At 47.1% G+C, this 5365-nt stretch carries 5 protein-coding genes; 2 read left to right on the forward strand and 3 right to left on the reverse strand.

From position 1 onward, the window contains the following. The 3 genes from ACEW8S_RS20110 to ACEW8S_RS20120 all read right to left on the reverse strand — a co-directional run. Positions 1-3017: SusC/RagA family TonB-linked outer membrane protein (locus ACEW8S_RS20110; protein ID WP_373519896.1), on the reverse strand; the 3017-nt coding region annotated here is incomplete at its 3' end. Positions 3018-3105: 88 nt separating this feature from the next. Beyond that, positions 3106-3837: a DUF2064 domain-containing protein gene (locus ACEW8S_RS20115; protein ID WP_373519897.1), complete on the reverse strand. Its 732-nt coding sequence runs from the start codon at positions 3835-3837 to the stop codon at positions 3106-3108. Positions 3838-3992: 155 nt separating this feature from the next. Next, positions 3993-4361, reverse strand: coding sequence for a hypothetical protein (locus tag ACEW8S_RS20120; protein ID WP_373519898.1), 369 nt, complete (start codon positions 4359-4361; stop codon positions 3993-3995). 187 nt (positions 4362-4548) lie between these two features. Here ACEW8S_RS20120 and ACEW8S_RS20125 point away from each other — a divergent pair, with 187 nt between their 5' ends. Continuing rightward, positions 4549-4980, forward strand: a complete 432-nt coding sequence (locus ACEW8S_RS20125) for a hypothetical protein (RefSeq protein WP_373519899.1) — start codon at positions 4549-4551, stop codon at positions 4978-4980. Positions 4981-5242: 262 nt separating this feature from the next. Next, the coding region (locus ACEW8S_RS20130; RefSeq protein ID WP_373519900.1) for a TetR/AcrR family transcriptional regulator at positions 5243-5365 on the forward strand (123 nt) is incomplete at its 3' end.

Here is a 5365-nt window from a genome sequence, read left to right on the forward strand (position 1 = left end):
GGAAAGTTATAGTACAAGGCCACTTGCCTGAGTTTTACGTACGATGCACTGTACAGGGCACTGGCCTCGTTGCCACGATCAAAGAAATTATTGTAGAACGTACTGGCCGGGACAGCTGTAGCGTTTGGGGCATACTGTGGATTTTCGGCCGTCCCGACATTGACGATTCCCTCACCGATGACGCCATCCTCCCGGCCTACCAAAGTTTCCTGTAATACCCCAGAAGTACTTCCCAGGGCTTTTATCCTAGAAACGATGGTGCCGCCTTTGCGCCAATCCCATAAAATCGTCAAATCAAGTCCTTTGTAAGAAAACTTGTTATTGAAGCCCAAGGTAAAATCGGGATTGTAATTTCCCAATAGTCTTAGGTTGGGATCTTGTGTCGGCAGACCGTTCGCCCCATAAAGTACCTGGCCATCGACCTCGACAAAGCCTGTACCGTACATATCGCCTACCCGACCATCTTTTAGGGCAATGTACAACACTTGATTGCCCCCGGCACCGGAAAAAATATTCGCCGACCCGGTCACGAATTGATCGACACCTTCGGGCAAATCGGTCACAATGCTGCGATAGGTCGAATAATTTATGGAGGATTCCCATTTAAAATCTTGAAGACGAACAACCTCTCCACTTAAAGACCCCTCAAAGCCCCTTGTACGCACTTCGCCACCGTTTACGTTAAAATTCGCAAAGCCGCTGGTCTGGGAAATGGGCCGCGAGATAATTTGGTCGATACTGGTGTTCTGGTATCCTGCCACGTCTAACTGGATCCTCCCGTTCAGAAACCAAGCTTCGAGCCCCGCCTCAAGAGCGTTCAACCGTTCGGGTTTAAGGCTGGCGTTCTTTAACACCGTTTCGTTGGTCACACGGGCAGCGGCACCGTAATTCTGGTTGAACAGAAAGCTCTGCGCATTTTGATACGGGTCGGTATCATTGCCCACACTGGCTGCACTAAATCGGAAGTTTAAATAGGAAACGGCCTCGGGGAATTCGAACATGTTACTGACCACATAGCTCAGGCCTGCGGAATAATATCCGAAGGAATTGCTATTGCTGGGCAGCGTGCTGCTCCAATCGTTCCGATAGGTCAGGTCAAAGTAGAGCGCGTTTTTATACCCCAGATTGCCCGTGCCATAAACGCTGTTGATCCGTTTGTCGAACACTTGGCTGTTTCCTTTTAACGGGGTACGTGAATTGGCCAAGGTATAGACCCCGGGAACGGAAAGCTGCGAGGCTTCCGCAAATTTGTAACCGATGCCCTGATCCAGAATATTGCTTCCTACCGAAATTGTGTATTTCCAAGCATCGGCTATCGTATCGGTATACGATACAAGTAGGTCGGCATTGACTTCCCTAAAACGTACAACATCCTCCCTATAGCTGCCCAAGGGATTGTTATTGGTGCTTACCGCCCTTCTGAATTCCCTATTATCATCGTAGGTGTCCATCCCGATGCGCATCCCGAGACTCAATTTATCCGTAAATTCATAAGTGCCGGAAACATTGCCCAAAATCCGGTTTTTGTTAAAACTGTTAGTGTTCTCAAAGACGGTCAAATAAGGGTTCGTCAGCCAGAGATAGTTGATGTCGTAGTGTTGTACCCCTGTTTGTCCGGCCTGCCAGTAGTTTTTCAAGGCCGCAATATCGGTCTGCCTGCCCGTCCAGTTGAACCCGTAGAGCGGATTTTCATAGCCGTATCCCAAATTGGGCCGGTTGCCGCTTCTGCTGTTGATATAGTTTACAAACGCCTTGATTTTTAATCTTTCGCCTACATTTTGATCCAAGCTTATGGCCAGCCCGTCCCGTTTTAGATCCGTGTTCGGTACGATGCCGTCGTTGCGAAGCCCGCTGTACGAAATACGGCTGCTACCATTATCGCCGGATGAGGTGATAGCAATATTGTTTTGATTGGTAATCCCCGTTTCAAAAAAGTTACGCACGTTATCGGGCCGTGAGATCCATGGGGTGGGGGTAATCGCGGTAAAAGAGCCGTCGGGCATGGTTCTGGCGATCACGTCACCGCCCCTGACCGGATTGCCGTCAATGTCGGTAGACGGACTATCGAACTGTTCAATCAGCTGCCCTTGGTCCAAACGCGGGCCATAACTACTGATACCTCCATCGTTGGTGCCGGCACCGATACCGTTCTGAAAGGCATATTGCCCGTTCGACCCAAGGCCATACTCGTTCTGGTAGTCGGGCAGGGTCAGCAAGGTTTCAATGGTGAGGGAACTGCTGATACTTACGCCCAACCCCTTTTGTCGCCGCCCCCGTTTGGTGGTAATGACCACGACGCCGTTCGCCGCGCGGGCACCATAAAGCGCAGCTGATCCCGCACCCTTTAAAATGGAGATGGAGGCAATGTCATCGGGACTTATTTCTGATCCGCCGTTGCCATAGTCAACTTCCTGCAAGGCGCCGTCGTTGACCAAGTCACTGGTAATCTGCTCATTGCTTATGGGCACACCGTCGACCACAAAAAGGGGTTGGTTGCTGCCGCTCAAAGAGTTTTCACCCCGGATAATAATCCGAGAAGAAGACCCGACCCCCGACGAGCCGTTGGTTACCTGAACCCCGGCCACCTGCCCCGCCAAACTGTTTACCAGGTTGGTCATCGGTATCTGGGTCAACTGTTCGGGCGTTACGGTAGTGACCGCGGAAACCAAGGATTGTCTTTCGCGTTCGATGCCCAAGGCGGTTACCACAATCTCATCGAGCTGTTCGGAAGAAGCGTTCAATATAATGAGCCTCGGCAGCTTCCCGTTTTCTACGTAAATCTCAAGGGGCGTAAAACCAATGGACGAAATACCGAGTGTAAAATCGATGGCATCGGTATTTAGGGTAAAAATACCCTCACTATCGGCCGTCGTATAATTACGCGTGCCCAGTTCGCTCACAGCGGCAAAGGGTATGGGCTGGTTTTCGGCATCTACCACCTTGGCGGTGTAGGTGTTTGTTTGGCTAAATGCCAAAGCCGCACAGAGCTGCAATAGCCCTATCAGTGCTGTTTTCATGAATTGGAATAAAATTATTGTGAATTGTTTTTCGGATGGATATTCCGCAGGTTTACGGCATGTTCAAATATCCATCACCAGTGCAAGACTACGCAGCCTTTTGAACACTTTTGCTATAAGTATGGGTGAATGGCGGACCTCGAAGGGTCTGTGAGGATGTATGCACATCGAAAAACAGGGTAGCTGCCCGATGGCCATAGCTAGTTTTTGAACGGTATAGATGGATGAGGATAAACCCCCTCAAAAAGTTGTCCGAAGTATTTTGGACAAAGCGTAAAAGGGATGCCGTGTCGTCAATATCGGAGAGCCAATGCAATGAAAAACTACCGCCTTGCTGCCAATAGGCGCCCTGTGAAAGGGTATCATAAAGGGAATCTTGTAACCAAGGAAGATTTAAAAACTCATCGGTATCAAACAAAGAACGGCTCAACCCGAGCAGGTAGACGCCGCCATCGGTCGACGGGCCGACTACCAGGTCATTTTGTTGAATCTGGTCGATGGCCGTGCGCAAGGTCTCCGCGGTAAGGTCCGGCGCATCATTGCCAATGGAAATTACTTTGGTATAGCCTTGGTCAAAAATTTGTTGAAAGGCGTTGGCGTAGCGTTCGCCGAACGTTCGGCCATGCTGTTTGCCTTCGTCAATGATAAAGGCGTCCACACCACTGGCGGCGGCCATTTCTCGGGTACGGCCGATCAGGATGTCAAACAATTCGTTAACACTACGCTTTTTTCCTATACCGAACAGCCCCTTCCTATCGGCCTCCCGTCTAGCGGAAAGCGAAAAAATCAGTAAGGCTGTATCGGTGTTTCTTTGCCCCATGGATTTGTTTGGTCGTCGAAATTTGCGAAAACTTAATTTGCGGGTGCAAGTTAGTGAAGAAGGATGTTATTTGGTTCGGGGTTTTACATTTTAGTTTGTTTTTTCTTACAAAAGCGACTGCGAGTGGTTTAGGTCCAATCGAACCAAATCATCGATTACTTCCGTTCAAGCTTGATATCGTTTTCGTCTCCCAGCAACTCTACGCTCTTATAATCCGGTGAAAATTGATAATTGAGTACTACGTTAGACCTCTTTGTGGTCAAAATCCGTTCTTCTGGATTAAAAGAGCCTTCCAGATAATCGGTCTGGGTCTCGGTGCCATCAAAGGAGGCATCGACTTTTATGCCATAGATATTGTCCTTGACGTGGGTGATATAATACATGATTCTTTGATTGGCGCCATCGCCAACGGACTCGTATTGACCTACGATAGTATTCTCGGAAGAGACATTATTACAATTTACCAATAGCAGTATCGCGCATAGTATGATTACTGGCATAAAGACTTTTAAGATTTTTTTCATGGTTTAGCTGTTTGTTCGAATAAGACAGTGAGTCATCGATTTGCCGATAATTCTTTACCATAAATACGGTGAACTAGTCTAAAGATAATGGTTTTGCCAAGAAAAGAAGCGGTCTTGACTTCTTAAATGCACTGGAATGATTAAAGTTTATTATATTTGATTATACAACCTTAAAAACCAATCTATTATGACATCACAAATCAAGCCCCCCAAAAGCTTTTGGGTCATTGGCGTCTTAGCATTACTGTGGAACCTCATGGGAGTATCCCAGTTTTTTTTGGCCACATTCATGCTTGACGCCATGGTAGAAGAATTACCAGAAATTCAGGCCGATATGTATCGGGCAATACCCATGTGGTATACTATTATTTTTGCCATTGCGGTATTTTCAGGCGTTTTGGGATGCATTACCATGTTGCTCCGCAAAAAAATTGCGATCGCTCTTTTTGGCATCTCACTATTGGCCGTACTGGTGGCCCAGGGTTATTGGATTTTAGGAACGGACGTCATGGAAGTTATCGGCGTATCCTCCGTTATCATGCCCCTGATTGTAATTGCGATTTCGATTTTCCTATATTTTTACAGTAAGGGAGCCGCTAAAAACGGATGGTTCAAATAAGAAAGGATACGTTTCGATTATTTGACCGGAAAGCTTTTCTATTTTAAATCCAGCTTCCTACCAACTATCCAGTTTGTGCCAGCATGATTAAAGGCAATACTCCATCCATTTCGTGCGATACAGCGAATAAATCAGCAGCACATCCATCCATTTGAATAAAAAGAATAGCAAAAGGTTCTATATATAAGACCCATCGGTCGGTTTAACTTTAAACTTCAACATTATGGAAAAGAGCCTTAAACGCATGGCCACCATGCAGCGAATGCAGGTAAAGGGATTGGAACTGTTTTACAAAAACGGGTATCACAACACCAGTGTCGATGACATTTTAGAGGAACTATCGCTTTCAAAGGGCGCATTTTACTATCATTTCGATTCTAAGGAG

This window comes from Pricia sp., from assembly GCF_041745955.1.
GTDB lineage: Bacteria > Bacteroidota > Bacteroidia > Flavobacteriales > Flavobacteriaceae > Pricia.

Coding starts and splice junctions, on each gene's coding strand:
- ACEW8S_RS20115 (WP_373519897.1), bottom strand. CDS start 3,837: ATGGGGCAAAGAAACACCGATACAGCCTTACTGATTTTTTCGCTTTCC.
- ACEW8S_RS20120 (WP_373519898.1), bottom strand. CDS start 4,361: ATGAAAAAAATCTTAAAAGTCTTTATGCCAGTAATCATACTATGCGCG.
- ACEW8S_RS20125 (WP_373519899.1), top strand. CDS start 4,549: ATGACATCACAAATCAAGCCCCCCAAAAGCTTTTGGGTCATTGGCGTC.